The organism is [Flexibacter] sp. ATCC 35208 (genome assembly GCF_001975825.1).
In the GTDB taxonomy this organism is placed as follows: domain Bacteria; phylum Bacteroidota; class Bacteroidia; order Chitinophagales; family Chitinophagaceae; genus Chitinophaga.
Genome location: NZ_MTKN01000022.1, coordinates 60,140 through 83,023, shown reverse-complemented (window position 1 = coordinate 83,023; position 22,884 = coordinate 60,140). Strand labels below are relative to the sequence as shown.

General features: G+C 42.5%; 23 protein-coding genes. 17 read left to right on the top strand and 6 right to left on the bottom strand.

Annotation, left to right across the window (positions count from 1 at the left end):
* The first annotated feature begins 83 nt into the window (after positions 1-83).
* A complete protein-coding gene (locus BW716_RS15810) occupies positions 84-461 on the top strand; it encodes a heavy-metal-associated domain-containing protein (RefSeq protein ID WP_083723698.1) in 378 nt (125 codons plus the stop codon).
* 293 nt (positions 462-754) lie between these two features.
* Here the strand turns inward: BW716_RS15810 and BW716_RS15805 are convergent, their stop codons facing one another.
* Positions 755-1,210: an LEA type 2 family protein gene (locus BW716_RS15805; protein ID WP_083723696.1), complete on the bottom strand. Its 456-nt coding sequence runs from the start codon at positions 1,208-1,210 to the stop codon at positions 755-757.
* Positions 1,211-1,535: 325 nt separating this feature from the next.
* Here BW716_RS15805 and BW716_RS15800 point away from each other — a divergent pair, with 325 nt between their 5' ends.
* Positions 1,536-2,168, top strand: coding sequence for a WbqC family protein (locus tag BW716_RS15800; RefSeq protein WP_083723694.1), 633 nt, complete (start codon positions 1,536-1,538; stop codon positions 2,166-2,168).
* Positions 2,169-2,405: 237 nt separating this feature from the next.
* Complete coding sequence (locus BW716_RS15795) at positions 2,406-3,803, top strand: arginine decarboxylase (RefSeq protein WP_083723692.1); 1,398 nt, start codon at positions 2,406-2,408, stop codon at positions 3,801-3,803.
* A 554-nt stretch (positions 3,804-4,357) separates the two neighbouring features.
* On the opposite strand, the gene BW716_RS15790 is transcribed toward BW716_RS15795, so the two are convergent.
* Positions 4,358-5,197 (bottom strand): hypothetical protein, encoded by an 840-nt coding sequence (locus BW716_RS15790; protein ID WP_083723690.1) that lies wholly within the window; start codon positions 5,195-5,197, stop codon positions 4,358-4,360.
* A gap of 123 nt (positions 5,198-5,320) precedes the next feature.
* The gene (locus BW716_RS15785) at positions 5,321-5,953 is read right to left on the bottom strand and encodes an Hsp20/alpha crystallin family protein (RefSeq protein ID WP_143708865.1); all 633 of its coding nucleotides are present in this window, start codon (positions 5,951-5,953) and stop codon (positions 5,321-5,323) included.
* 67 nt (positions 5,954-6,020) lie between these two features.
* Here BW716_RS15785 and BW716_RS15780 point away from each other — a divergent pair, with 67 nt between their 5' ends.
* The 14 genes from BW716_RS15780 (at position 6,021) to BW716_RS15715 (ending at position 18,780) form a co-directional block, all read left to right on the top strand.
* Positions 6,021-6,434, top strand: coding sequence for a BrxA/BrxB family bacilliredoxin (locus tag BW716_RS15780; protein WP_083723686.1), 414 nt, complete (start codon positions 6,021-6,023; stop codon positions 6,432-6,434).
* Positions 6,435-6,624: 190 nt separating this feature from the next.
* On the top strand, positions 6,625-7,923 hold the full coding sequence (locus BW716_RS15775) for a prolipoprotein diacylglyceryl transferase (RefSeq protein WP_083723684.1): 1,299 nt from the start codon (positions 6,625-6,627) through the stop codon (positions 7,921-7,923).
* Between the two features lie 2 nt (positions 7,924-7,925).
* Positions 7,926-8,354 (top strand): hemerythrin domain-containing protein, encoded by a 429-nt coding sequence (locus BW716_RS15770; RefSeq protein WP_083723682.1) that lies wholly within the window; start codon positions 7,926-7,928, stop codon positions 8,352-8,354.
* A 277-nt stretch (positions 8,355-8,631) separates the two neighbouring features.
* Positions 8,632-11,079, top strand: coding sequence for a TonB-dependent receptor (locus BW716_RS15765; RefSeq protein ID WP_083723680.1), 2,448 nt, complete (start codon positions 8,632-8,634; stop codon positions 11,077-11,079).
* A gap of 174 nt (positions 11,080-11,253) precedes the next feature.
* On the top strand, positions 11,254-11,826 hold the full coding sequence (locus tag BW716_RS15760; protein ID WP_083723678.1) for an RNA polymerase sigma factor: 573 nt from the start codon (positions 11,254-11,256) through the stop codon (positions 11,824-11,826).
* Positions 11,826-12,377 carry a hypothetical protein gene (locus tag BW716_RS15755; protein ID WP_083723676.1) on the top strand — a complete coding sequence of 184 codons (552 nt, stop codon included), beginning with the start codon at positions 11,826-11,828 and terminating at the stop codon, positions 12,375-12,377. The genes BW716_RS15760 and BW716_RS15755 overlap by 1 nt, the downstream gene beginning before the upstream one ends.
* Positions 12,361-13,449, top strand: a complete 1,089-nt coding sequence (locus BW716_RS15750) for a hypothetical protein (RefSeq protein WP_143708864.1) — start codon at positions 12,361-12,363, stop codon at positions 13,447-13,449. The genes BW716_RS15755 and BW716_RS15750 overlap by 17 nt, the downstream gene beginning before the upstream one ends.
* A gap of 25 nt (positions 13,450-13,474) precedes the next feature.
* The gene (locus tag BW716_RS15745) at positions 13,475-14,191 is read left to right on the top strand and encodes a head GIN domain-containing protein (RefSeq protein WP_179091154.1); all 717 of its coding nucleotides are present in this window, start codon (positions 13,475-13,477) and stop codon (positions 14,189-14,191) included.
* A gap of 172 nt (positions 14,192-14,363) precedes the next feature.
* Positions 14,364-14,855, top strand: a complete 492-nt coding sequence (locus tag BW716_RS15740) for a YajQ family cyclic di-GMP-binding protein (protein WP_083723670.1) — start codon at positions 14,364-14,366, stop codon at positions 14,853-14,855.
* Positions 14,856-15,015: 160 nt separating this feature from the next.
* Positions 15,016-15,267, top strand: coding sequence for a type B 50S ribosomal protein L31 (locus tag BW716_RS15735; RefSeq protein WP_083723668.1), 252 nt, complete (start codon positions 15,016-15,018; stop codon positions 15,265-15,267).
* Positions 15,268-15,338: 71 nt separating this feature from the next.
* A complete protein-coding gene (locus tag BW716_RS15730) occupies positions 15,339-16,646 on the top strand; it encodes a putative sugar nucleotidyl transferase (RefSeq protein WP_083723666.1) in 1,308 nt (435 codons plus the stop codon).
* Between the two features lie 36 nt (positions 16,647-16,682).
* Positions 16,683-17,444, top strand: a complete 762-nt coding sequence (tpiA, locus tag BW716_RS15725) for a triose-phosphate isomerase (protein ID WP_083723664.1) — start codon at positions 16,683-16,685, stop codon at positions 17,442-17,444.
* 213 nt (positions 17,445-17,657) lie between these two features.
* On the top strand, positions 17,658-18,269 hold the full coding sequence (locus tag BW716_RS15720; RefSeq protein ID WP_083723662.1) for a 2'-5' RNA ligase family protein: 612 nt from the start codon (positions 17,658-17,660) through the stop codon (positions 18,267-18,269).
* 232 nt (positions 18,270-18,501) lie between these two features.
* Complete coding sequence (locus tag BW716_RS15715) at positions 18,502-18,780, top strand: acylphosphatase (protein ID WP_083723660.1); 279 nt, start codon at positions 18,502-18,504, stop codon at positions 18,778-18,780.
* Between the two features lie 110 nt (positions 18,781-18,890).
* Here BW716_RS15715 and BW716_RS15710 read toward each other — a convergent pair whose 3' ends face one another.
* The 3 genes from BW716_RS15710 to BW716_RS15700 all read right to left on the bottom strand — a co-directional run bounded on the left by BW716_RS15710 (position 18,891) and on the right by BW716_RS15700 (position 22,640).
* Positions 18,891-20,024, bottom strand: a complete 1,134-nt coding sequence (locus BW716_RS15710; protein WP_083723658.1) for a C1 family peptidase — start codon at positions 20,022-20,024, stop codon at positions 18,891-18,893.
* A 223-nt stretch (positions 20,025-20,247) separates the two neighbouring features.
* Positions 20,248-22,236, bottom strand: coding sequence for a M56 family metallopeptidase (locus BW716_RS15705; protein WP_083723656.1), 1,989 nt, complete (start codon positions 22,234-22,236; stop codon positions 20,248-20,250).
* A gap of 11 nt (positions 22,237-22,247) precedes the next feature.
* Complete coding sequence (locus tag BW716_RS15700; RefSeq protein ID WP_083723654.1) at positions 22,248-22,640, bottom strand: BlaI/MecI/CopY family transcriptional regulator; 393 nt, start codon at positions 22,638-22,640, stop codon at positions 22,248-22,250.
* Positions 22,641-22,884 lie beyond the last annotated feature (244 nt).

The window sequence follows — 22,884 nt, the reverse complement described above, 5'->3', positions numbered from 1 at the left end:
TGGAAGCGTGGAGAAGTGCTTCTGACCAATGGACTGGTAAATAAGCAAAGTTTTTGCTATATTAGAACTATAAAACGTAAAACATGCGTATTGCTAGATTAGTAATGGTATTAATGCTGGGTTGCTTTGGAATGACTGCCATAGCCCAGGTAAAGAAAGGTACACTGGTGACTGCTAAGATTGCTACACCAACTGTACGTTGCGAACAGTGCAAAAACCGTATCGAAAGATACCTGTCAGGAGAAGAAGGTGTGCAATCTTCTAAAGTAGATTTCAAAAAAGGACTGACAACTGTAAAATTCTACAGCGACCGTACCAATATCGAAAATGTGAAGACTGCTATCGCAAATGCGGGTTATGATGCGGATAATGTGACAGCTAACGATGAATCTTACAAAAAACTGCCTACATGCTGTAAAAAACCAGAAGATGGTGGTACCCCGGACAAGAAGAAGAATTAAGTCTTTTGGAAAACCAGGAGATGGCGGTACCCCGGGCAAGAGGAAGAATTAAGACTTCTGGAAAACCAGGAGATGGCGGTACCCCGGACAAGAAGAAGAATTAAGTCTTCTGGAAAAACAGGAGATGGTGGTACCTCAGACAAGAAGAGAAACTAAGACTTTTGGAAAACCAGGAGATGGCGGTACCCGGACAAGAAGAAAAATTAAGTGTTAGTAAGTAGATACAAAAAAAGCCACCGTGAATGTGGCTTTTTTTATTTTCTTTGTGTAACGAACTCTCTTTGTGTAAGCACTTAAAAGAAGTTTAGCGGCTGTTTTGTCTCGCATTTTATAGGAAAAGGCAGAAAAACGCCCCCTTTACCAACTTTACAATTTCCCGAAGCCTTGATAGTCACTTCCTTATTCATGAGTGCGCCAAGCGCATTTTTAAATACATTTTCCATATTCACTTCCAGTTTTACGGGAAAGTAAAATGTGTCCTTTGCAGGGATCATGATCATGGTATCCTGGATAGAATGGCCCACCTGGGTATCGTCAAAGTAGAGGTCAAAATTGGCGTCTTTCAATTTCAGGTTAAAACCGTTTGGATTGTAATATGCCAACGTCATCCGTATGATGCTCTTTTGAAAACCGAGGTTGTCGAGATTGATACCAGCTACTCTTACAAACTCAAGATCTTTGAACTTTTCACAAGAGCTTGCCATTCCCCATATCAGGAAAATGCATATCGAAAGACGTAAATACTTCATGATGTCAAAATGGATTTTACCAAAGTTAATGCATTTTATTCCCCTCGAAGGACGATTTAACGTTCTCTAAATATCTCCTCAGCTTCAGATTTTACTTGAAGCAAAGCTCCACTGAAAATGAATACAAAAGCTACTAAACTATTTAGTAAATTTGCAGTTTCCTGAATTTTTAAGTTAAAGGTGAAATGCTAATTTTACTAGCATATTTTTGAGAATGCTATGAGCTGTTTAACAATTACTTACAACAATTGTTAGATAATAATTCATAAGTAACTCCGCATCTTGAAATAAGTGTATTCAGGTTTAAAACAACAAATTCGACAACATGGCAGCTGATGCAAATCAAAAAACATTATTGATTGAATCTCAATACTTTCCAAACTTATTCTTCTATAAGACTTTAACTGAGCACGATATATTATTGATTGAGAGATTTGAGCACTATCAAAAGCTTAGTTTCAGGAACCGTTGCTACATTGCCGGACCGAACGGAAGTATATTATTAAGTGTTCCCCTGGCCCGTGGCAAGAACCAGAGGACGGTGATGAAAGATGTGAGAATCAGTAATGAAGAAAAGTGGCAGGCACAGCATTGGAAGACTTTGGTTTCGGCCTACCGTCGTTCACCCTGGTTTGAATATTATGAGGAAGAGCTGGGTCAGCTGTATGAACGACCTTTTGAATACCTGATGGACTGGAACCAGGCTTGCTTTGAGTGGGCTAACAAGGTGATCGGGTTATCCTCCCCTACTACTTATACTACTGAATATAGTAAGAATTATACAGCAACTAACCTGACAGACGCTCGTGATAGTATGGTACCAGGTAAGGAAAATGCCAAAACCGACCTGCCGGCATACACCCAGGTATTCCAGGAAAGGGTAGGCTTCCTGCCAAATCTTAGCATTCTGGACCTTATTTTTTGCGAGGGAAAACGTAGTCTGACGTTATTAAAATAAGGGAAAATTTACATATATAAATGTATTTAACATATTGAAAGCGTTAGATTTAGCTTAATATCTAACCGTTTAAAAAAAAAAGAAACTTTTTGTCCGGCCAATTGGACAAAATATTTAGCTTTGCAACCAATTTTGCTGGGCTTTTAAAGAACTGACGTAGGTGTGTAAACCAGGAGTTTTCCAGCGAGGGTTGTGATATGCTTTTTACTAATCCTTAAACATGTATCGCAGGTTTAAATGAACAGCACCTACACAGATCTCGTCAACCAAACCTTCGAGTTTCCCCAGGAAGGGTTTGATGTACAGGATAGCTACCTGGAATTTAATGGGGTGAATATCAAAGCGTTGATTGATAAGTACGGAACACCTTTCAAATTGACCTATCTGCCTAAAATAGGCATGCAGATCAATAAGGCCAAGAAGATGTTCCAAGATGCAATCAAGAAGAACAGGTACGATGGTAATTATTACTATTGCTACTGTACCAAAAGTTCTCACTTTTCCTTTATAATGGAAGAGACCCTGAAACACGGGATACACATTGAGACGTCTTTTGCATACGACATTGACATTATTACCAAGTTGTATGAGAGGAAAAAGATCACCAAGGAGACCAAAGTGATCTGTAATGGTTACAAAACCAAAGCTTACACAAAGGCGATTTCCAAATTGGTCAACGCCGGGTTCAAAAATGTGATTCCGGTTCTGGACAACAAAGAGGAGCTGGAGGATTACCAGAAATTCATCCGGACGAAGGAGAGGGTAAAGTTGGGGCTGCGTATTGCGGCTGAAGAGGAACCTACCTTTGATTTTTATACCTCCCGTCTGGGGATCCGTTCCCGCGATGTGCTGGAATTTTATATCGACAAGCTGAAAGGCAATGAGAAGTTCGAGCTGAAAATGCTGCACTTCTTCATGAATAAGGGGATCAAGGATGACGTTTATTACTGGAGCCAGTTCAACAGGGTATTGCAACTGTACTGCCAGCTAAAGAAAATCTCTCCTGAGCTCGATAGTATTAATATAGGAGGAGGTTTTCCTATTAAGCACTCCCTGGGTTTTGACTACGACTACAATTACATGGTAAATGAGATCGTAGCCACCATTAAGAGTGTTTGTAAAAAGAACAAGGTACCGGTACCGGATATTTATACCGAGTTCGGTTCGTTCACTGTAGGTGAGAGTGGTGCTGTGATCTACAGCGTGGTAGGCGAGAAGATGCAGAACGACCGTGAGATCTGGTATATGATTGACAGTTCTTTTATTACCACACTGCCTGACACCTGGGGCATCGGGGAGAAATTCCTTATGCTACCCATTAATAAGTGGGAACAGGAATACCAGGAAGTGCACCTGGGAGGGTTGACCTGCGATGGATATGACTTCTATACTTCTGAAGAGCATATCAATGCAGTGTTTTTGCCAAAAGTGTCTGAGGGTGAGCCGCTGTATATCGGGTTCTTCCATACAGGTGCTTACCAGGATCAACTGAGTGGATATGGTGGTATCAAGCACTGCCTTATCCCGTCGCCAAAGCACGTGATTGTTGGTTATGATAAAAATGGGCAGCTGAAAGACTGGCTGTATGCTAAGGAACAAACTGCCCAGAGTATGCTGAAGATTTTGGGTTATTAAAAAAATGGGTTAGTAATCCACTGAAACACCCCGCGATTTTTCGCGGGGTTATTTTTTTATTCGATGGTTATAAATAAACACATTCATGAAAGCGGGGATTCACCAACGAAGATGAAAATCATTTTTAGAGAAACATTCATGAAAGCGGGGATTCACCAACGAAGATGAAAACCATTTTTAGAGAAACATTCATGAAAGCGGGGATTCACCAACGAAGATGAAAATCATTTTCACAAAAAAAGGCTCCCCCAGCAATTTAGAGAAGCCCAATTCCATGGCATAGGTTTATCATCAAAAGCATAAAGGAAAATAAGACAAGTAGGGATATAAGGTTCGTTCGTATAGGGAAGAATAAGACAAATTAACGTTGTGGTGTATCAGGAGAATAGAATTCCTGTTCTATGATGATACAAAGATAGTCTGGACTAAGTCGTAGAAAAATACCCGAAAGTTGTAATTTTTTAACCTATTTATGGGGCTGGTTTCCTAAAATCCTGTTAAAACCACACCTGTATTCATTTCGCAATGCTCACACAGACGTGTAGGCTGCGTACTCAGCTTTCTGGCAATTTTCCATTATCCAGGTAGTCAATAGCACTTTCACACTGTTTTTCGATCTCCACCAGGCAGGCTTCCAGCAATTCCTTGTTCCCATCCAGGTATTTGGACTTACCGGAACGGCTCAGACCTTTCAGAATGATGAACTGCTTAGTCAGGTGTTGATTTAATAAAGATGAGTGTTGTTTCTGTTTTTGGATGGTTTGCTCATGCTCCAGCATAAATATATTCCGGTAGTGTTTGCCAAATACCCGCATCAGGAATAAAATGTACATACCGGCATACAATGCCATGAATGGAGACAACTGTTCCGGTACATATCCTTCCGAAACCGGAAATGCCAGGTGATGCACTTTGATCCAGGATACCAGGCCCAGGTAAGCGCATAATAAACTTCCTAAAAACAGCGTCGTCCTCCTGTTGATAGTAATATAACAGAAGAGCAGGCTGAGTAACCAGGTCATGGTATACTTAGGTGATACATCCTGGTTATTAAAAAAGGAAGAGGCCATAGGGAGTATCAGGGTAGAGAGGGCTACCAAAAAACTAACCATTTTGGGGGATGCCCCGTTTTTCAACATGAGCATAGCGGCTGGTAATATTATCATATATACTGACAGGAGTAACAGGTCCGTGCTATTCTGATAATAAAGTGCTACAAGTAATTTTGGTATCAGCAAGAGTATATGGAAAAAGAGATAATCAAAAATCAGCTTGAGTCTGCACTGTAATCTTGTATTGACGGTAACCTGTAAAGCGTTGCCTATCACTGCAATTTCTGTAGTGACGTATATTTTTCCTGCCAGGGATCGTATACTTTTAAATAGTTGAGGCATAGGCCATATGGTTATATGGCAAATTATCCCATAAAAACAGGATAACTCTTAAACGTTTGTGTGAATTATAAAAAAATCCCCCCTGTAAACACAGAGGGGATTTATAGCTATTAAGTTTAATCCTTATTCCACAACAATCGCTTTGGCAGCGGCTTGTATAGTTTCTTTTTTAGGCAGTACCAATTTGAGTATACCATTCTCATATTTGGCCTGGATCTTTTCGGCATCAACCTGTTCGTTGATGTTGAAGGAACGTTTGAAAGAAGAACGGATTCCAAATTCCTTACGGGTTTGTTTTGGGGCTTCGTCCTTGTTTTCAGCAGCTTTTTCAGCTTTCTCAGCGCTGATGGTCAGGGCTTTATTTTCAATGTTGATCTTAATTTCTTCTTTTGCCCAACCTGGTACGAGGAGTTCGATGGTATAACCATCTTTACCTTCATAAATATTTACTGGGGGATGTGCACCAAAAAAGTCATTTGTTAAAAAGTCATCTTTCAGGGCTTGCTTAAATCCATTATTATTAAAAATGTCTTCTACTAAGCCGCCAAATGCTTTTGCTGCAGGATGTTGATTAAATTTTACGTATGTCATGGTTTTATGAGTTTTAGTTTTTGTTTGAAAAATTTGAACAATTAGGTATATGCAAACTGAATACCATGGCACAAAAACTGCTATTTTGCTAGTAAACTCGCAAAGAAAGGGGACAAAATGTCGTGTGCAATCAAAATGATCGGTCAAAACGGCATATTCATTCAAGTTTTTCTATTTATCCGCTGATTGTTTAACTTTGTAAAAATTTGACGAACAATAAAATTATATTCATATGTATCCAGCAGCATTAGTAATGCCGATGAAGGCAGAGTTAACAGATAATGGTTTTGAAGAATTGCTGACACCTGATCAGGTAGATGAAACATTAAAGGGTGCTGGTACTACACTGGTGATGATCAACTCTGTATGTGGTTGTTCTGCTGGTAGTGCACGTCCAGGAGTGTTATTGGCTGTAGCGCACAGCGAAAAGAAACCAGACAAGCTGACTACCAGTTTTGCAGGTTTTGATACCGCTGCCATCCAGCAGATCCGTACTCATTTGCTGCCTTATCCTCCATCTTCTCCAGCTATCGCACTGTTTAAAGATGGACAGTTGGTGCATTTCATTGAGCGTCACATGATCGAAGGTCGCCCTGCACAGATGATCGCAGCGAACCTGGTTGATGCTTTCGAACAATATTGTTAAGATCAGCTTACGTAAGAAGTAAAATGCCTGGCGCTAAATTTATTTGATTTTTGTGTCAGGCACTTTACATTAAACGTAAATATGATTTGGAATTTGCGATTTTTACTGCTTACTTTGGTGGTTTGATTTTCCTTCCTGACTAATTCGGCTTTGTTCATAGGAAAACTCAGATCACCAATTTTTTTTGGCTATGTATCCTAATTTATATTACGCATTTAAGGATCTGTTAGGTTTAGAGCTTCCTTTTTTTAAACTGTTTCAGACCTTCGGTTTCTTTGTAGCTATTGCATTCCTTGCAGCCGCCTATACCCTGACCAGTGAATTGAAAAGGAGAGAGCGCCTGGGGTTATTGAAAGGTATTCCTGAAACAATTACAAAGGGTAAACCTGTAAGTACCACTGACATCCTTATTAATGGAGTAGTTGGTTTTATTCTTGGTTTTAAAATAATAGGGATCATATCCGATTGGGAAAATGTATCCCAGGATCTCCAGTCATTTGTTTTATCTACTAGGGGGAGCTTCATAGGTGGTATCATCGTTGGTGCTGTTGTTGCTTACTTTAAATATAGAAGTGGTCAGAAACAGAAATCTGAAAAAGAAGTGACTGTTACTGAACTCGTATATCCTCACCAACGTGTACCTGACTTTACCGTGATGGCTGCCATTGCTGGTCTGATTGGTGCAAAGGTGTTTCACAACCTGGAAAACTGGGGCGACTTCGTACAGGATCCGATTGGTTCCCTGTTGTCCTTCAGTGGTTTGACTTTTTATGGTGGTCTGATCGTAGCGAGTTTTGTGATTATCCGATACGCCCACAGGAAGTCGATCAATGTACTACACCTGATAGACAGTGCTGCACCGGGTCTTATGCTTGCTTATGGGGTAGGCCGTATGGGTTGTCACTTCTCCGGCGACGGTGACTGGGGGATATACAACAGTGCATATGTAACAGATGCTACAGGGCATGTAGCCCAGGTAGATCCTACCAAATTCCAGGAAGTACTTAAAGCAAATGAGCTATTCTTCGCCCGCCAGTATGGTAGCCTGGAGCATATTCCACACGCAGCTTTTGCCAAGCCTCAGGGCCTCAGCTTCCTGCCAGACTGGTTCTTTGCCTACGGCTATCCACATAATGTAATCAATGAAGGTGTACTGATGCCGGGTTGTACTGGCAAATATTGCAGTGTGCTGCCGATCTCTGTTTATCCGACAGCCCTGTATGAGATCATTGCGTGCCTGTTGTTGTTTGCATTATTATGGAGTATCCGTAAAAAGATCAGGGTGCCAGGTATGGTATTCGGTATCTACCTGATCCTGAATGGCGTTGAAAGATTCTTTATTGAAAAGATTAGAGTGAACACTAAATATGACATTTTCGGATTTCATCCTACTCAGGCTGAAATCATTTCTACACTCATGGTAATAGGCGGAGCTGTGTTGATCTGGTATTGCCGTAAACTTTATACATCGGCTAAAACCATATCCTGATCATGCAACGTCATTCTACCTTAGTGCCTCTTTCGCAGGAGCACCAGCGATTATTATTTGTATGCCGCTATCTTAAAAAAGATGCTGCTCCCTATGAAGGCTTTCCACTTGAAACTGATGCAAAACTGGCTTATATCGTAAAAGTATTCCAGGAAGTAATGGTACCACACATTCAAAAAGAAGAATACCTCTTTGAATTGTGCCTGGGCAAAAATCCGGAAATAGACGGGCTCCTGACAGAACTATACCAGGAGCATTCCACTATCTCCCGCATGTACAGTGCACTCACTGTTACGGAAGAGAAAGATATGATAGGTGCAATGGATCTGCTGGCACGTAGCCTTGAGGACCATATCCGCAAAGAAGAAAGGGTTTTCTTCGAGAAAGTACAGGCGGAACTGCCCGATGTACTGGAAAGCATCAAATGGTAAAATTGATACTACATTATTATAAATCGCTTCTACATTGAGTAGAAGCGATTTTTTTTTGCAACCTTTTCACTCCTCCCTCGTCTTCTTAATACAGCCTTTAAAATAGATTTTACCAATCATCCCTATCTGATGACCGTTTATGTAAAGTTATGTACTATGCAATGCAAACTACCTATCTTTACACTGTAGTTGATAAACAAAGGAACTAGACTATTAAAGGTTCTATATTATTAACTATCTAAAAAACAGAGACTTAGAAATCCTTAATCCGCCTTATATGAAGACAGTAACTTTTCTTTTATCAATCATGACCCTGGGTATTGCTTCCCAGGCTCAAAATCCTGGCTTGGGAAAAGTTGCTGGCCAGGTATTGCAGACCGGGAATAAGCCGGTCGAGTTTGCCACCGTTACTTTATTAAAAGCTTCCGATTCCTCCCTTGTAAAAGGAGCGATTGCAGATATAAATGGTAAATATGAAATTGAACCTGTAAAAGATGGTAAGTACCTCGTTGCTGCCGCTTATGTAGGTATGACCAAAGCATATAGCCAACCTTTTGAAGTAAAAAATTCACCTGTTAAAGTGAATGCCCTCACCTTAAGCACTGATACCCGCAACCTGAAAGCCGTAAACGTGACTGGTAAAAAGCCATTCGTAGAGCAGCGCGTAGACAAGATGGTTGTAAACGTTGAAAACAGTGTAGTAGGAGCTGGCGCCAATGCCATGGAGGTATTGGAAAAATCACCAGGTATCACTATAGATAAAGATGATAATATCAGCCTGAAAGGTAAAAACGGTGTTGTCATCATGATTGATGGAAAGCTCACCAACATGAGTTCCCAGGACGTTGCCGCGCTGCTGAAAAGTATGCCCAGTAGCAATATTGAGCAAATAGAACTGATCACCAATCCTTCCGCCAAATACGATGCAGCGGGCAACGCCGGGATCATCAACATCAAACTGAAAAAGAACAACACTGTAGGTACCAATGGTAGTATTTCTCTCGGTGGTGGCTATGGCGCTACTCCTAAATATAATGGTAGCCTGAACCTGAACCACCGCAATGCGAAGTACAACGTATTTGGTTCTTACAACTACAACCACCGTCAGAATAACCAGACCCTGGACCTGTATCGCAGTTATCCTGCAGATGGCAATGTGAATGTGTTCGACAACCACAATAAACATAACCAGTTCTCTGATTACAATGGTGCCAAAGTAGGTCTTGATTATTTCATCAATAAGAACCACACCATTGGTGTTATGATTGATGGGGCGCTGAGAAACTATACTATGCCTTCCAATTCCATCACCTATATTGGTAAAAATGATATCGTTGATTCTACGCTGCGCACCGATTCAAAGAACCCTGGTGACTGGAACAGGATGGCTTATAACCTGAACTATAAAGGCACCCTGGATACTACGGGCAAGGAACTGAGCATTGACCTGGACTATGCCCGTAACCACGACAGCAAACGCTTAAATACTTATTCAAACGTGTTTGATGCCACAGGTAAAAACTTTACACGCGGCGATACGACCCGTAATATGCAGCCGTCTACAATCGAAATCAAGACCTTCAAAGCAGACTATGTCAATCCTTTGAAACACCAGGCAAAACTGGAAGCAGGGGTGAAGCTTAGCTTTGTAAAATCTGATAATGATGCACGTTTCGACTCTTTACGCTATGGCAACTGGGTGTATGATAATAACCGTTCCAACCATTTTATCTACAAGGAAAATGTAAATGCAGGTTATATCAACTTCTCCAAACAGTTTAAGAAACTCACGCTGCAGGCAGGTTTGCGCGGTGAGCTGTCACACATCGAGGGGAACTCTGTGACCATTTCCAAAGTGACAGATACGACTTACTTTAACCTGTTCCCTAGTCTGTTCGTGAGCTACAATGTGGCAAAAGATCATCAGCTGGGTGTTTCTTACAGCCGTCGTATACAGCGTCCGGATTACGAAGATCTGAACCCTTTCGAGTTCTACCTGGACAGGTATACCAAGATCGCAGGAAACCCTTACCTGAAGCCTTCTTACAGCAATAACTTTGAAGTAAGTCATACCTTCAAACAGTTCCTGACCACTTCAGTGGCTTACTCACATGCATCAGATAAACTCACACAGGTGGCAGAGTCAGAAAAAGATCCGGCAACCGGCGATACATCCATCCTTCGCTACAGGTACCTGAACATTGCAAAGTCTGACAACTTCACCTTCAGTATTTCTATGCCTTTCCCGATCACGAAGTGGTGGAACACTTACACCTATCTTCAGGGATTGTATGCTAAGTACGAGACAATGGTGGACAATAACCTGGTGAGTGTGGAATCTGGTGGTTTTATGGGTCGTACCCAGCACACGTTCACACTTCCTTACGGCATTACAGCAGAAGCGACTTTCTTCTACATGTCTTCACAGATTGCAGATGAGGGGCTCATGAAAATGAAACCGATGTATGCATTCGATTGTGGATTATCCAAATCCATCCTGCATAAGAAGGGTAGTCTGAAGCTGAATGTAAACGACGTGTTCAATAATCAGCGTTTCCGCGGCACGTTTACCAACGCCGGTCGCTTTATGTCAGTGGATTCCAAATGGGAATCCAGGCAGGTCCGCCTCGCATTCAACTACCGCTTCGGTAATACGAATATCAAGGCAGCCCGCAACCACAAAACCGGCCTGGAAGACGAACAAAACCGTGTGAAAGCTAATTAACATCGACCTGTTTTTTAGGTATATATAAGGATGGATAGGACGTAGCCCCTTGGTTACGTCCTTTTTTTAAAGTTCTAATCGTTTGATTGTTAAGTGTTTGACTGCTTTTAGTTCATAATTCCCCGAATTTTTCTCACCAGCGGTGCAACCTTTTTTAAAAATATTGTCTTTATTATGCAAGCATCAGCCAACAACAACTTGAATCAGACTATCATAACAGACCACCTGGTAGCCCAGTGCAAAAAGGGAGAGGTTCGCGCATTCCGCGAGCTGTACAATGCTTATTCAGCAGCAATGTACAATATCTGTTTACGTATGACTGGTAATGCAGCTGATGCTGAAGATACACTGCAGGAGGCCTTTATACAGGTATTCCGGAACATTGACCGCCTTGAAAATGCGGGTAGTATGACGGCCTGGATCAAAAGGATCGTGGTGAACCACTGTTTGAGTCACCTGCGCAGGAAGAAAGTGTATTTTGAAGAAGTGGACAATATAGATGTCGCAGAAGAGAAGACAGGATTGGACGAAGATAGTTTTGCCTGGACAGTTTCTGCTATCAAAGATGCTATACAGGTATTGCCGCATGGTTACCGTACTGTGCTGAACCTCTACATCTTTGAAGAGTACTCCCACAAGGAGATAGCTACCATGCTGGATATATCTGAATCTACAGTGAAAACGCAATATATGCGTGCAAAGGACAAGGTGCGGCAGATCATTAAACAAAAAAATGCAATACGCTGATGCCAGAAGAGAGTTTTGAGGAATTTATCAGGCAACACCGTTCTGATTTTGAGCAGTCCGGACCCAGGCCCATTTTGTGGGATAAGCTGGAGAAGGAACTCATGCCACAGAAAAAGGGAAAAGTGTTGCAGCTATTAGGGCGCAATTGGCTTAAAGTAGCAGCAGTACTGGTACTGGTGGTGAATACATTTGTCATCTTCCAGTTCCTGCAAATGAAGAAACAGCAGCAGGTAGCGGCTGTTTCGCCAGAGATGCAGGAGGCCGGTATATACTATACTTCCCAGATAGAGAAGCGCCTGTCTGAAATCAATGCCTATCCGCCAGCTGTACTGGGTCTGGATAGCGCTGCCCGCAAGGAACTGGAACTACGCAACGATACCTACAAGGTGTTGGAAACAGAACTGGTCCAGAACCCGGGAAATGAAAGAATTAAAGCAGCCATGGTCCGCTATTATCAGTTGAAGCTGGACCTTCTTGATAAAATACTTGATGAGTTGAGAGAGAAACAGCCCGTTAAGCAAAAGCAGTCAAATTATGAAAGGGAAATTTAAAATACTACTACTACTGTTATTGCCCGTGATGGCATTTGGTAAAAAAGGGGACAGTGAATTCAAGCGCGTTATTTCAAAAGATTACGCTAATGGAAGTAATTCAGTATTGTCCATCTCGAATAAATACGGCAAGATCATTATCCATACCTGGAAGCAGAACCATGTGAAAGCGACCATTACTGTCACTGGTTTTGGAAAGAATGCCAGCGAAGCGCAGAACTCAGCAAACATGGTAGACATTGATGAGAGCAATGCGAATGGGGAGATCTCGCTGCAAACCAGTTATCATCCGCTGGGTTCCACTGGCAGACTATTCAACTGGGGAGCTAAAAGGGATAGTAAAGACTATGTGAATATTGATTACGAAGTATACGTACCTGAAGATTTGCGCAAACTGTCATTGGATAACAGTTTCGGAGACATATTGGCCGATGTGCTGAGTTTTCCTGCCACTATGGGATTAAATTATTGTACCTACGATATTAAGGAAGTGCAAAAGTCTTTGACGCTGGGTTTGAATTACTGCGATAAAGGCCGCATTGGTAAAGCAGATGCACTGACAGTACGTGCTAATTATTCCAACCTGAAATGTGATAATATTGGCTCGCTCACTACACAATCCAATTATTCCGAGTATGAACTGGGTACAGTAGGATCATTGGATTCAAAGTCGAACTATGATGACTACAAAGTAGCAAAGGTGGGTGCACTCAATATCTCCTGCAACTATTCAGATTTTAATATCGGAGAATTACAGGCAGAACTCAATGCGAGGCTGGTGTATGGTGATCTGAAAGTAAAGAGCATCGGGAATAGTTTTAAAGGGGGAAGGATCGGGCTCACGTATGCAGATCTCAAATTGCAGGGAATGCCTTCCCGCATAGGGTTACAGTTTAAAATCATTTTGCATAACGGAGATGTGCACAACGGTGGGCTGGCTATGAAGAGTGAGAGCTCTATAAAGAAATCTTCCAACGTCACTTATACTGCGATTTCTGCAGGTGGTAATGATCAGTCGCCTTCGCTGGTGATAAATGGTACCTACAGTGATGTTTCATTCAGTACGAACTAATTTCCATCCAATAAATAACACAATTATGAAAACAACAGCTATTGCATTCTTCATGCTTCTATTTGCAAGTGTATCTGTATTTGCACAGAAAGAACTTGTGACCGGTAGTGGCACATTGAAGAAGGAATCAAGATCTGCCTCTTCTTTTAAAAGCATATCCACTTCAGGTAGTTTCAATGTATACATTACGCCTGGTTCGGGTAGTAACATTGAAATAGAAGCAGACGATAATTTACTGCCTTACATCGTAACAGATGTAGAAAACGGGGAATTGCAACTGCATGTGAAGAAGGGATATAATATTAAACCTACGCAGAAAATTACGGTGAATGTGAGTATGGCAGAAGTGAAATCTCTTGCAGCAAGCGGCTCTGGTGGCTTTTATAGTAAAGGTACACTGAAAGGAGATAAAGTTGAGTTGGGTATCAGTGGTAGTGTGATAATAGATATGGACCTGAAAGCAGAAAAGCTGGAAATAGGGGTGTCTGGTTCTACTAAGATTGCGCTGAAAGGGAATGTTACTAAGGTAGAATATGGTATTTCAGGGTCAGCCAGTGTAGATGCATTGGCATTGCAATCAGAGTCAGTAGAAGTAGCGGTGTCTGGTAGTGGGGATCTGGCTGTATTTGCAGAAAAGAAACTGGATATCAGCATAAGTGGTGGCGCCAAGGTACGTTACAAAGGTAATCCTTCCATTAACCAGTCTTCTTCAGGATCTGCAAAGGTGACGAAGATAGACTGATAAAGAAAGAGAGTTGTTGGTCGCTTGTAGATTCAAGTGACACTGTTCCCTGCCTAGGAAGGGAATTACCCCGGGAAACGTCCCGGGGTTTTTCTTTTTATGGGCTACAATGGCCGCTATGTCCTAATTCATATTTATATTTGTCTTCTGTCACAAAAAAAAATACTCAATTATGCCATCCTTTGATATTGTTAGCAAAGTGGATACACAGACACTTGACAATGCAATAAATACGGTAAATAAAGAAATCACTAACAGGTACGATTTCAAAGGCTCTCATGTCAATATTGCGCTCAATAAAAAAGATCTGAGTGTGGTTATTGAAGTGGAGAGTGAGATGAAGCTGGACCAGGTGATTGACGTACTGATCAGTCGTACCATCAAGCAGGGCCTGGATGCAAATATTTATGATCTGGCCAAAGAGCATTACCAGAGTGGTAAAGTGGTAAAGAAAGACGTTGCCGTACGTAATGGGATCAAGCAGGAAGATGCCAAGAAGATTGTCAAGCTGATCAAAGACTCCGGCTCTAAGGTGCAGGCGGCCATTATGGACGACATTGTGCGCGTAACCGGTAAAAAAAGAGATGATCTTCAGGAGGTTATACAGCTGCTCAGAACGGGCAACCTGAATATACCGCTCCAGTATGTAAACATGAAAGATTAAAAAAAATCAGTCTTAATGGCTGGAAAATTAAAATAAATATTTACCTTTGCAGCCTGTATTATAAATATTGGTATGAAATCTAGCATGGGCGTTCATCGATTGTAGAAGAATGAATATGCGCGGTTGCATCTGGTAAAAAACAAAGAAAACTAAAATTCTGATGAAACAGGGAATCCATCCGGAAAGTTACAGGTTTGTAATATTCAAAGATATGTCTAATGGACATACTTTCTTGAGCAAGTCTACCGCTCCTACTAAAGAAACCATCAAGTGGGAAGATGGCAACGAATATCCAGTGATCAAGCTTGAAATTTCCAATACTTCACATCCTTTCTATACCGGAAAGAACGTGCTGGTGGATACAGCAGGTCGTATCGACAAGTTCAACAAACGCTACGGAAAGAAAGCCTAGTACAGGCCGGTCAAATAATTTAATGGGAATCCCATCGACTTTTTCGATGGGATTTTCTATTTTTATCCCCAATGGAGCGGCATTATATTCTATTTGACACTCCTGCACGTGATTTGTTGTACCCTTTCACTCATACCCGGCCGGTGGCGGCCATCCGTGTAGGGATACTTACCATAAGAGAAAAATGGGAGCGGTGGTTTAAGACCAGTGCCAGCTTCCTGACCCTTCCTTATTTGCAGGAAAAATTTCCTCTACAGACTGTTTTTGCTGATGATCAGTGTGTGCTGATCAATGGGGGTGTATTGCCGGATGCCGGGCTGGTGGAGGCGATTCGGGGTTTGAAGGTGGGGCAGGGGTTGTATAAGGATGATATATTGGTGGCGAAGGTGGTAGTGGGGGGAGATTTTGGGGGTGATTTTGGGTTAGTAGGTGGTGATTGGCAGTTAGCGGGTGATGGTTTGGGGCAATTGGTAGCAGAAGGGGGAGTGGGTGATGGTTTGGGGCAATTGCTTGCTGAGGGGGGAGTGGGTGTTGGTTTGGGGCAACTTACGGCTGGTGACCGGATTAACTATCAGGAATCATTACAACAGCTGATTTATCCATGGGATATATTTCGATTAAATGATAGTGCTTTGCGCCAGGACTTTGCCCTTCTGACGGAAGGTCGAACGTCTGCCCCGATTTCGGGATCCAACCAGGTCAGTGGGGTAGAAAATGTTTTTCTGGAGGCGGGGGCTGTGGTAGAGCACAGCATTTTGAATGGAAAGACGGGGCCGATCTATATTGCAAAAGGAGCGGAAGTGATGGAAGGCTGTCTGATCAGGGGGCCGCTGGCATTGTGTGAAGGTGCGATGCTGAAGATGGGGACTAAAATATATGGTGCTACTACGCTGGGGCCTGGTAGTGTAGGGGGAGGTGAGATCAAGAATGTGGTGATGATGGGCTATTCCAACAAAGGTCATGATGGCTACCTGGGAGATGCGGTGCTGGGTGAATGGTGTAACCTTGGGGGGAATACTACGAACTCAAACCTGAAAAATAACGCCAGTACGGTGCGGGTATGGGTTGAGGCCAAAAATGAGGCGATACCTGCTGGTACCAAGTGTGGACTGATCATGGGGGATTACAGCAGGAGCGGTATTGGCACAATGTTTAACACAGGCACTGTAATTGGCGTTTCGTGTAATATCTTTGGAGGCGAATTCCCGCCTAAGTTTGTGCCTTCCTTTTCCTGGGGTGGGGTGCAACCGGCACCTTACAGGGAACAGGAGGCTTTGCGGGATGCCCGTCAGTGGATGCAGTTCAAAGGGCAACAGCTGGGCGATGTAGAAGAGCGTTTGCTAAAAGCAGTCTATGCAGCAGTAAGAGGAAAATCTTAGATTCAATTCAATATATCATTAACAATAGCGATAAACATGAGAAAAAAAATCGTTGCAGGAAACTGGAAAATGAACCTGACCCTGGCGCAGGGTGAGCAACTGATCAATGACGTACTGGCGGCTGGTCTGCATCTGAAAGAAGGACAGGAAGTTGTATTTGCTACACCTTTCCCTTACCTGGTGAAAGCGAAAGCATTACTGAAGAATAATCCTGGTTTCTTCCTGGCATCACAGAACAGTGCGTCAGAGAAATCTGGTGCTTACACTGGTGAGGTATCAGCTGAAATGCTGCAGTCTGTAGGCGTAGACTACGTGATCCTGGGTCACTCTGAAAGGAGAGAATATTTCCAGGAAACTAACGCAGTACTGGCTAAAAAGATTGACCTGGCACTGGCAAATGGTTTGAAACCTCTTTTCTGTTGCGGTGAGCCACTGGAAGTGAGAAAAGCTGAAACCCAGAATGAATATGTTGCAAAACAACTGGAAGAAAGCCTGTATCACCTGACAGTTGAGCAGCTGAAGGATGTAGTGATCGCTTATGAGCCAATCTGGGCGATTGGTACTGGTCTGACTGCAAGTGCAGCACAGGCACAGGACATGCACGCATTTATCAGAGCGCAGATCGCTGCTAAATATGGTCGTGAAGCTGCCCTGAATATCTCTATCCTGTATGGTGGTAGTGCGAAGCCTTCAAACGCTGTAGAGCTGTTCTCCTGCCCGGATGTGGATGGTGGTCTGATCGGTGGTGCATCTTTGGTAGCTGCTGACTTTGTAGCAATCGTGAAAGCACTGGCATAAGCCAATTATATATTTATTTTACTCCGGTATGGTAGCCGTTTAAATGGCTGCTGTACCGGTTTTTTATACCAGTGAATGCTATTTATTTTAGTATTAAGTAAAAAAGTTAGTATTTAATGCTAAATAAATTAGTAAAATCGAAATAAAGATTTTATATTTGTAATGTCAATATTCAAATAACCAATACACTTTAAGTTCAAAACTTATTTGGTTATGATTACAAATAATAACGTTATTCCTGAACAGGAATTATTGTATGACTACTTATTAGTAGTTAATCCCGGTACTCATATCAACAATGATGTAATGGCTTTAAAGCGGATGATCGCGCAGGAACTGGGTATCGGCGATACCCAATTCTCACAGGCTAACGTCAGTCTATTCCGCTCTGTATTTCCAGTGCGTTTTGAGGATGATTTTGTCAACCTGTTAGATAATATAGCCGGCAGACAGTCAGGGTTTACATTATATACTTCCCGTTTTGATCACTTCGAGCTGCAGGAGGATAAGCGCACGATCTTTATCAATGTGGCGAATCCAAAGCCGATTGTAGAATTGCATAAAAGGATCCTACAGGAATTTGATATCAAATCCAGTCCATACAAACCGCATATTACGATAGCGAGAGGGATGAATACCCGTGAGTTTGATCAGGTATATGATCATTTTTACAATCAGGTATTTGTGCGGAGTTTTCAGTGTAAGAGTTTTACGCTATTGAGGAAACCAGCGGCGGGTGGGCAGTATGAGACGGTGAAGGAGTTCTTCTTTGGAGATGAGGCGGTGAGAGGGAATGAGCATACGTTGTTTAATTATGCGGCGTAGGGTTTGAGGGGGGTTAGGTAAGGAGTGGGGGGTGTTGTGCGGGGGGAAAGTGTGAGGGGTGTCGGCGTGTTGTGCGGAGGAAGTTCTGATGCTTGTCAGTTCGTTGTGTGGCGTAGGGTGTGACATTCGTCAGCTGCGGCTGTTTCCTGGCAGAATAATTTTATATTTTTCCTGACTGTTCGTAGATTTAATATGTTCACAAAACATATTTCATAACCGTAACAGCATAACGATGCAAAAGATACACAAAGTCATTATTGTAAAAGGCAAGGTGCAGGGTGTCTTCTTCAGAACTAATACCAAGCGGGCGGCCGATGGGCTTGATATCAAAGGGCAGATCAAAAACCTGCCCGATGGCAGTGTCTGGATTGCCGCAGAAGGAGAGGAGGCGCCAATGGAAGCTTTCATCGCCTGGTGCCGTCAGGGCCCGCCGCTAGCCAAAGTAACAGGCGTTACTATTGAACCTGGGGAAGTACAAAACTTCAGGACCTTCGAAGTCTCGCATCATTAATATTTCAATCATTATAGGTATAAATATATTGTCTTTTGCAGCCTATGCCAGCCAATAAAAAAACCGCTTCTGTCCGAGACAGAAGCGGTTTTTTATTATACACAGAAGAATTACTTCAATGCCAGTTTATTTAGCATCGCCTTATCCAGTACAGCTTTCGGCACCACCATCGTAATCGTATTCATCGCAAAATAAGGAATAGACACATGCATATATCCTTCAAAAGGGCCAGCCTTCGCTCCCCATGAATTTTTCACAATGAAAAACTCCTTACCACCGGCAGACTTACCCAAGCCTGTAATCTGCATCAGGTGATCATCTTCCGTCACCAGCTCTTCATACAGTCGTTGTCTGTCATCTGCATTATATGCCTTCTCATTCAGATCAGGATTAAAGGGTACTTTCTTCAGCAGGGAATCTGCAGCAGGATACAATCCATATCCGTTGCCCAGCATCCATCCCCTGTTACTCATATCCGTATCCCACAATACTGTGTAGCCTTTATTCACTGTTGCTTTCGCCACATTCACCAGCTCTTCCAGCGGCAGGTTATAGTAGGCACCATTAGAATAGTTATCAGGCACCTGCACAATAAAAGGTGCATAGTAAGGATGATCTGTAAATGAAGTCAGGTTCACATAATCATCTTGTGAAAACTTCACTACTTCCTTTGCAAAAGTCAGGGGTGTATAGTTCTTGCCATTGTAAGTGAATGACGCAGGCGCTGCACCTAAATACTTGTCCAAAATGCTGCTCACACGTGCTGTCCAGTTGTCCGGCAAAGGTCTTTTTACTTTCAGCAAACTATCCAGGTAGTTTTTCATTTCTTCTACCATCGGTGCATGATCATGGCTGGTACGTCCATTGGTCAGACCGCTGTACACATTCTCCGGCACCAGGCCATAGATCGCTGCTGCATGCAGAAAATCGTGTGCCAGACCGCCTTCGTCAAAGCGGGTAAATCCCTGCCTGTGAATGTAGTTCTTTGCCTTCTCCATATAGATATTACGTACAATGTACATCTCAGAGAGATCCAGCGCTGGCAGTCCTTTTCTCAGGCACTCAGATTCCACTACTGCTGTAGAGGAAAAGCACCAGCAGGTACCAGTTTCTCCCTGATTCTTTACTGGTGTGGCGGCATTATTTTTAATGACAGTAAAGTCCTGAAGCGTTTTATTTAAGTCCTGCGCTACAGCACCCGTAGCCAATAGCATCATCAGTATCCCTTGGAAAATCTTCTTCATCTATGGTGGTTTTGTGCATAAAGATAAGAGGGATAGATCAAAAAAAACGCCACTGCCGTAGGAACGGCAATAGCGCAGTATAAATGACAGGCTTTGGCGGAAAGCCACTTATAAATCTTATGGTTTTAAGGCTATAGTTTTTGATCAGAGGTAGCCGGTAATGGATAATTTTATTTTCTTAAAACTATTATTCTTTACCCTGAATAGCCAGCAATGTTTACGCTTATTCTTCTACATTTATGCTCAGGCTATCTTCTTTACCAAGTATAGACAGTTTCTTTGCATTTTTCAGGTAAACTTTATATTTATCTGCTACTTCACCTGATTGCTTCACATCATTGATATAAAGATCCCCATCTTTTTTCTCAATCTTATACCCCTTGTCCGCATCAATCAGTTTATCAGCAGCCATCTTATCAATCATTTCCTTATACTGACCATCAGCTTTTGCATGCGCCATATCTTCGCGCATTTTAGTTTCTGTGATCCGCTGTTTTTTCATCTCAGCTTTCGCAGTAGCCATCGCAAACTCCATTTGTTTGCGGGATTCTTTCATTGCTTTTGCAGCTTCCTGGCGTCCTTTATCCATCGCTTCCTTAAATTCCTGGCTATTCATAGCAGCTCTGGCAGATTCCATTCCCATTTTGGCAGCAGGGATGGCTACATCTTTCATCGCAGCTCTGGCAGCATCCAGGCCCATACGAATACTCTCCTGAATAACGTTGGTGTCGATATTGATGTTTACATCAGGGTTAAAATTGACGTTAGGGTTTACGTTCACACCAGTATGCCCATTTATTTTAGCTTGTCTCAAACTCTCTTTCACTTCCTTATTAATCTGTTTCCAGTCAATTTCCTTCATGGCATTATCAACGTCTTTGTTGATCTGTTTCCAATCAATATTCTTCATCGCATTTTCAACCTCTTTATTAATATCCTCCCAGTTCACTTCTTTCATGGCATTGGCCATATCATTGTTCACATCTTCCCAGTTGATATTTGCCATTGCATCGTCAGTTGCTGCCTGCACATCTGCATCCAGTGCTTCCTTGTCAACCTGATCCTGCTCTTGTTCCTCATTATGGACATTGGCTTTCGGGGCAGTGGTATCTCCCAGCAGTGTGCGGGATATTTGGGTCAGCACAGGTGCTGGTGATTTTCTGGCAGTCTTTTTTGCACGTGCCTGGATGGGATTCAACCATGCAATGGCAACGAGGCTTACGGCGATAATCAATACGGCCAGCAGTTTCTGTGTATAATTAATGTTTTTAGTTTTCATTTCCATGATGCGTTTAATGCGGTGAAATAGATGTTGTTTATTATCTGCCGCTGCCATGGCTAGTGCATTAACTGTTAACCGGTATTCTTCTAATGCTACCAGCGCTTTGGCATATTGCAGGGGTTGCACCTGACTTGCAATAACAAGGTCATCGCAACAGTGTTCCCTTTCCAGGCGGATGTTTTTAGTGATCCACCAGATGAAAGGATTAAAGAACAGAATTGTTTCAACAATAGATTGGAAGATATTGAGTAGATAATCATTGCGTTTGATGTGTGCCAGCTCGTGCAGGAGAATGGCTTCCAGCTGTTCGGCAGTCAGGTTGTTGAACATGGCGACAGGCAGCAGGATCAAAGGTTTCAGAAAGCCGATCATCACAGGCACCTGAATTTGTGTGGAGATCAGCAACTGCACTTTACGGGGAATCCGTAACCGGGCAGCCAGTCGTTCCAGGTGCTTTTCCCATACTGCATCTATGGGTAGCACTTGTTTATTGCGGATCTGTTTCAGTTGGACCAGATCCATAATTAGTTTGATACTCATGACAGCTACTCCCGTTACATAGAGGCCAACCAGTACAGGGAACCACATTTCCAGTTGTGGAATGAAGTGTTTGATGGTGCTTTGGCTGTGATAGATCGGAGGCACTTCCAGGTGTCGCTGGCGAACGCCGGTTTCAATCATCACCCAGGTAGCCTGCCTGATGCGCAATGCAGCAGTTACCTGTTGATAGAGTGTGATGCAAAACCAGGCAAAGATGCCGGTCAGGGACAGGTACGACAGGTTGTACTTAATCCTGGCGCTCATGTGCGACCATACGTACAATACGAGCCGGAGACACGCAAAGATCAGGAACCCCTGCCACAGGGAATGTAAAAGCGCCCATCCAAATGCCTGGATCAGAATCGTAGGGAGAACAAGTTGTGCTGTCATAAACCTTGAGTTTACCTTTTTTGCTGGTCTTCTATGTCATTCAGGTATTGTCTGATCTTGTCGAGTTCTTCTTTCGAAGAATTATGATGACCAAGGGCCTGCATGACTAATTGAGAAGCAGAACCATTAAATACGGTATCAATCATTTTGTTCAGCAATTGCTGTTGGGTATTTTCCTGTGAGATCGCAGCAGTATACACGTGCGTTTTGCTACTGGCATCTCTGTTTAAATAGCCCTTTTCATGCATGATCTGCATTAACTTCAGGGTGGTAGTATACCCGGCATCTTTGCTTTTTGACAGCTCTTCGTGCACATCCCTTACCGTACAGTCGCCTTTCTCCCACAGGATTCCAAGAATCTCCAGTTCACTTTCCGTCGGTTTGTTATTTTTTGCTGTACTCATTTATTTTCAATGATTATTGATCTACGAATGTCTTCGTAAGTAAATGTACGACACTTTTCGTAATTGCAAAATTTATTTTCAAAAAGTTTAAAAAAGAGGGAATTCACCAACGGGGGATGAAAACCATTTGCAAAGGAAAGAGGGAATTCGGCAAGGGGGGATGAAAATCATTTTCAAAGGAAAGAGGGGAATTCACCAACGAGGGATGAAAATCATTTTCAAAGGAAAGAGGGGAATTCACCAA